The 5,487-nt window shown below is 46.0% G+C and carries 7 protein-coding genes; 3 read left to right on the top strand and 4 right to left on the bottom strand.

Annotation, left to right across the window (positions count from 1 at the left end; all coding sequences use genetic code 11):
* Positions 1 to 205: 205 nt before the first annotated feature.
* Positions 206 to 754: a gamma carbonic anhydrase family protein gene (locus NL626_RS22865; protein ID WP_005379096.1), complete on the top strand. Its 549-nt coding sequence runs from the start codon at positions 206 to 208 to the stop codon at positions 752 to 754.
* Positions 755 to 761: 7 nt separating this feature from the next.
* Here NL626_RS22865 and NL626_RS22860 read toward each other — a convergent pair whose 3' ends face one another.
* The 4 genes from NL626_RS22860 to NL626_RS22845 form a co-directional block, all read right to left on the bottom strand.
* Complete coding sequence (locus NL626_RS22860; RefSeq protein WP_005379090.1) at positions 762 to 1,025, bottom strand: DUF1488 domain-containing protein; 264 nt, start codon at positions 1,023 to 1,025, stop codon at positions 762 to 764.
* Positions 1,026 to 1,028: 3 nt separating this feature from the next.
* Positions 1,029 to 1,862: a shikimate dehydrogenase gene (gene aroE / locus NL626_RS22855; RefSeq protein WP_171345092.1), complete on the bottom strand. Its 834-nt coding sequence runs from the start codon at positions 1,860 to 1,862 to the stop codon at positions 1,029 to 1,031.
* Between the two features lie 101 nt (positions 1,863 to 1,963).
* A complete protein-coding gene (hemF, locus tag NL626_RS22850) occupies positions 1,964 to 2,881 on the bottom strand; it encodes an oxygen-dependent coproporphyrinogen oxidase (protein ID WP_047104448.1) in 918 nt (305 codons plus the stop codon).
* A gap of 47 nt (positions 2,882 to 2,928) precedes the next feature.
* Entirely contained in the window at positions 2,929 to 3,486 is a 558-nt protein-coding gene (locus NL626_RS22845) for an L-threonylcarbamoyladenylate synthase (protein WP_005379084.1), read from the bottom strand.
* A 199-nt stretch (positions 3,487 to 3,685) separates the two neighbouring features.
* On the opposite strand from NL626_RS22845, the gene purE reads away from it, so the two are divergent.
* Both purE and NL626_RS22835 read left to right on the top strand, forming a co-directional pair.
* Entirely contained in the window at positions 3,686 to 4,171 is a 486-nt protein-coding gene (gene purE / locus NL626_RS22840) for a 5-(carboxyamino)imidazole ribonucleotide mutase (protein WP_005379082.1), read from the top strand.
* 4 nt (positions 4,172 to 4,175) lie between these two features.
* Positions 4,176 to 5,309, top strand: a complete 1,134-nt coding sequence (locus NL626_RS22835; protein WP_253657773.1) for a 5-(carboxyamino)imidazole ribonucleotide synthase — start codon at positions 4,176 to 4,178, stop codon at positions 5,307 to 5,309.
* The last annotated feature ends 178 nt before the right edge of the window (positions 5,310 to 5,487 follow it).

Raw genomic sequence — 5,487 nt, 5'->3', positions numbered from 1 at the left:
TTGGCTTCTTACTTTCGAAACTTAAGCTTCGAAGCGTTGCCGTGTCAGCGAGGTGGCATTATAGAGATTGCGATCACATTGGCAAGCCCTTTTTCTCGTTTTTTTTGATTTTTTTATCGTTTGGGTGTTTTTTATTCTAAAAGGCGAGTTTTCACTACTATTCTACCTCCATACACCCTGTAATCGCCCTGAATAAGGAAAAAAGATGAGCTCAATGAGAAGCTACAAAGGTATAAAGCCTGAACTTGGTGAGCGTGTTTACGTTGACCCAACCTCTGTTTTAGTCGGTGATATCCGAATTGGCGATGATTCTAGCATTTGGCCACTGGTAGCAGCGCGAGGTGATGTAAACCACATTCACATTGGTGATCGAACGAATATTCAAGATGGCAGTGTTTTGCATGTCACCCATAAGAACGCCGAAAACCCAAACGGCTACCCATTGATTATTGGTAATGACGTTACGATTGGCCACAAAGTGATGCTGCACGGTTGTGAGATCCACGATCGTGTTTTGGTTGGTATGGGAGCTATTGTTTTAGATGCTGTTGTAATTGAGTCAGAGGTGATGATCGGAGCAGGCAGTTTAGTGCCACCTGGGAAAGTATTAGAAAGTGGCTACTTATATGTTGGAAGCCCAGTAAAACAAGCTCGCCCTCTATCAGAAAAAGAACGAGCTTTCTTGCAAAAGTCTGCCAATAACTATGTGCAGAACAAAAACGACTACTTAAATGAAGTAAAAGACTTGAACTAAAACCCTGTTAACCGATGATGATATGGCCTTCTTCGTTGAAGGCTTCATCTTCTATTAGCTCTTCAGCCATTTCTTCTAGGTCGAATCTGTAATCAGTAAACACTTTAATTGCCGCTTGCTCAGTTTCAATCAGTGAACCACTGAGCTTTTCTAACTTTTGTTTCGTCACAAAGCACTCTATTAGTGCGCCTGATTGTTGCGCCGAAAAGTTTACCGATTGTGATACTTCATCCCATGATTGAATATCTGGGAATAAGATGGATTGATTCATCGCTTATTGACCTTCAAGATTCTTTCTTAGTTCTCTGAGAATTTGTTTGGCACCAGGACGTAAGCCACGCCAGAGCATAAAGCTTTCCGCAGCCTGCCCAACTAACATTCCAAGACCATCATACGCATGAGCGGCGCCATTATCTTTTGCCCATAAGTTAAAGCTCGTCACCCCTTTGCCATAAATCATGTCATAGCTTGTACTGTTAGCGGCAAAGATGGAGGATGAAATAGTCGGCAGTTCACCACTTAGAGAAGCGGATGTGGAGTTAATGATGACATCATACTCTTCATCAATACTTGCCATCTCTTTGGCGCGGATAGGACCGTGAGAGACAAACAGCTCTGCAAGCTCCTGTGCTTTACTAAAGGTACGGTTGGTAATGGTTAAAGAGGTCGGCTTTTGATCAAGTAGTGGCTTAATAACACCACGAGCTGCACCACCAGCGCCAATAATTAGGATTCGCGCGCCTTCCAATACAACCTGATGCTGAAGCAGATCTTGCACTAAACCTGCACCATCAGTGTTGTCACCGATGATTTCACCATCGTCTAACTTCTTGAGGGTATTTACCGCGCCTGCTAACTGAGCCCGTTCTGTCAATCGACTAGCAAATTGATAAGCATCTTCTTTAAATGGCATAGTGATGTTGCACCCCTTGCCACCTTCAGCAAAAAACACCTTCGCCGCGTCAATAAAACCATCAACAGGTGCACTTTCTGCGGTGTACACCAAAGATTGATTAGTTTGACGAGCAAACAAGGTGTGAATGAATGGCGACTTACTGTGTCCGATAGGATTACCAAACACGGCATAGCGATCGATTTGCTGGGTCATTTCCTTACCTTTGTTCCTTACTTAGATATAGAGAAAACAGGGCCACCTGATTACAGATGACCCTATCACTATCTATCTATATAGAAAAGGAGATTCCGTGCTTACCACTCTCGGGGCGTTAGGTATCGCTCGTAAAGTTCGGCTTCTGGCGATCCCGCTTCTGGCTCGTAGCAGTACTCCCAGCGAGCGAGCGGCGGCATTGACATCAGAATCGACTCAGTACGCCCACCACTTTGTAAACCAAATAAGGTGCCACGGTCATACACTAAGTTGAACTCTACGTAACGGCCGCGACGATATAGTTGGAATTCACGCTCACGCTCACCATACTCGATCTCTTTACGACGAGAAACGATCGGCAAATAAGCCTGGCAATAGCCTTCACCGACTGCTTTGATGTAAGCAAAACACTTATCAAATTCCCACTGGTTTAGATCATCAAAGAACAAACCGCCAACACCGCGAGTTTCATTACGATGTGGTAGGAAGAAATATTTGTCACACCATGCCTTATGCTCTTGGTAAACATCGTCACCAAATGGTGCACAAAGCTGTTTTGCAGTGTCGTGCCATGATTGGCAATCTTCTTCAAATGGGTAGAACGGCGTTAGGTCAAAACCACCACCAAACCACCAAATTGGGTCTTCGCCATCTTTTTCTGCAATAAAGAAGCGGACATTGGCGTGTGAAGTCGGTACGTAAGGGTTTTTAGGGTGAATAACCAAAGAAACACCCATCGCTTCAAAACGACGACCCGCTAGCTCTGGGCGATGCGCTGTCGCAGATGCTGGCATTTCTTTCCCTTCCACATGCGAGAAATTCACGCCTCCCTGCTCGAAAACAAGGCCATCACGCAAAACACGTGAGCGACCACCGCCACCCAGACGCTCTCCTTTTTCACGTTGCCATGCATCTTCGACAAAGACGGCCTTTCCATCTTCTTGTTCTAACTGCTGACAAATGGAATCCTGAAGTGACATCAAGAACTGCTTTACGGCGTGCTTATCGATCGCTGACATACGTTATTACCTATTACGTGAAACCTAATGATGGCTGGCTAGCAGGGTTAACCCTGTCTTAATATTTGTGAAGTTTTGGCGTCACGAATCTCGCTGGGTTTATCACGACCGCTGGTCTCGCCACGAAGAATGGCGACCAGCTTATCACCCAACTGCTCTTCGACTTCTTCCGTGGTCATACACGGTGGTAAGCCGGAAAGATTCGCGCTGGTAGAGGTTAACGGCTTTCCGAATGCATTACACATTTTTTGCACCAAAGGATGATCAGTCACACGAACCGCAATTGAATCAAACTGCCCTGAAACCCAGTTGGATACTTTATCGCTCGCTGGCATGATCCAAGTGTATGGGCCTGGCCAAGTGGCATGAACAGTCTGTAATTGTTCTTCAGTCAACTGAGATTCATCAATATAAGGCAAGAGCTGATCATAACTTGCCGCGATGAGAATCAGCCCTTTTTCTACCGGACGCTGCTTGAGCTCTAATAGCTTTTGAATTGCTTCTGGGTTATCTGGATCACATCCGACACCAAAAACCCCTTCTGTTGGATAGGCAATCACTTCGCCTTGCTTGAGTGCGTTGAGCACTTGTTCAAAGTTATCCACCGATTACTTCCTATTTGTTTGACTGTGTTGTTTTCACTAAGTGTACAAATATTCATTCTCAGACACTAAAGCAATTTTTTTATAAAATGTATCAATAGCGCCAACAACAAGACGCAAACGTTTGCTTGAGATAAAAATCCCCGTATAATGCGCACAAATTTATAGCTCACCTAATTTTTGCAGCTTAAAGGAGTTTGAGATGAAAGTCGGTATCATCATGGGTTCTAAATCCGATTGGCCAACCATGAAACTAGCAGCGGACATGCTAGACCAATTTGGCGTGCCTTACGAAACAAAAGTCGTGTCAGCACACCGAACTCCTCAATTACTGGCTGACTACGCCAGTGGCGCAAAAGAACGCGGCATCAAAGTTATCATCGCAGGCGCAGGTGGTGCAGCCCACCTACCAGGTATGGCGGCGGCGTTTACTAGTTTGCCTGTGCTTGGGGTTCCCGTTCAGTCTCGTGCACTGAAAGGTATGGATTCACTGCTTTCTATTGTACAGATGCCAAAGGGAATTGCGGTTGGTACATTGGCGATTGGCGAAGCGGGCGCAGCAAACGCCGGTATCCTAGCAGCGCAAATCCTAGGCACTCATGATGAAAACATCATGGCGAAGGTAGAAGCATTCCGTAATGAGCAAACGGAAACAGTTCTCGCAAATCCAAACCCTGCAGAGGATTAATCAGATGCATGTACTGGTTCTTGGTGCGGGTCAGTTGGCTCGTATGATGTCTCTGGCTGGTGCGCCACTGAATATTCAAATTTCAGCTTACGATGTCAGCAGCGGTGATGTCGTTCACCCTTTAACTCAACAGGTACTTGGCCATGGCTTGGAAAATGCGATTACGCAAGTTGACGTGATTACTGCCGAGTTCGAGCATATTCCACATGACGTGCTCAAGGTTTGCGAAGCGAGCGGCAAGTTCCTACCAAGTACGCAAGCCATCAAAGCAGGTGGTGATCGCCGTATTGAAAAAGCACTGCTTGATGATGCTGGCGTGCGCAACGCGAAATACTACGTCATTGAAACTCGTGAAGACTTTGAGCGCGCAATTGAACACGTTGGTATGCCAATGGTTCTGAAAAGTGCATTAGGTGGTTACGATGGTAAAGGCCAATGGCGCTTAAAAGAAGCTTCTCAAGTCGACGACATTTGGACTGAGATGGCAGAGTGCATCGCGGCAACACCAACTCAAGCGATTGTTGCTGAAGAGTTTGTTCCTTTTAACCGCGAAGTATCACTGGTTGGTGCTCGAAGCAAAGATGGCAGTGTGGAAGTGTATCCTCTGGCAGAGAACGTCCACACCAACGGTGTATTGAGCCTTTCTACTGCGATTGATGCGCCAGGGTTACAGGAACAATCAAAGCAAATGTTCACGGCAGTCGCAGATAGCCTAGATTACGTTGGCGTATTAGCGCTTGAGTTCTTTGATGTCGATGGGGCACTTTTAGTGAATGAGATTGCTCCACGCGTGCACAACTCTGGTCACTGGACACAGCAAGGTGCAGAAACGTGTCAGTTTGAAAACCATCTGCGCGCAGTGTGCGGCTTACCATTAGGTAGTACGAAATTGGTTCGTGAAACCTCAATGATCAATATTCTTGGTGAAGACACACTACCAGATGCATTGTTATCAATGGATGGTTGCCACCTTCATTGGTATGGCAAAGAGAAACGTGCAGGTCGCAAGATGGGACACATCAACGTGTGTGGCGACTACCCAGGAGAATTGCACCGTAGGTTGTGCGCCCTGGCAGACATCTTAGACCCAATAGCTTTCCCAGCCGTGCAAGCGTTCGCTAAACAGCCTCAACACTAACGTTTGGCAGCAAAAAAACAAAAAAGGGTCGCACGATGCGACCCTTTTTAATTCCTTTGTGTGCCGTCCTAAATAAGGTTGACACTTTCCACCCCCAAAATTGGAGAGTGTTATGAAATCAACAACTAAAAGAACTCAGCGCGATTACTCCCTCGCTTTTAAACTCACTGTAATTGAT

Source organism: Vibrio sp. Y58_MX_L22 (genome assembly GCF_024181865.1).
Classification (GTDB): Bacteria; Pseudomonadota; Gammaproteobacteria; order Enterobacterales; family Vibrionaceae; genus Vibrio; species Vibrio alginolyticus.
This window is presented reverse-complemented; position numbering and strand designations above follow the sequence as displayed.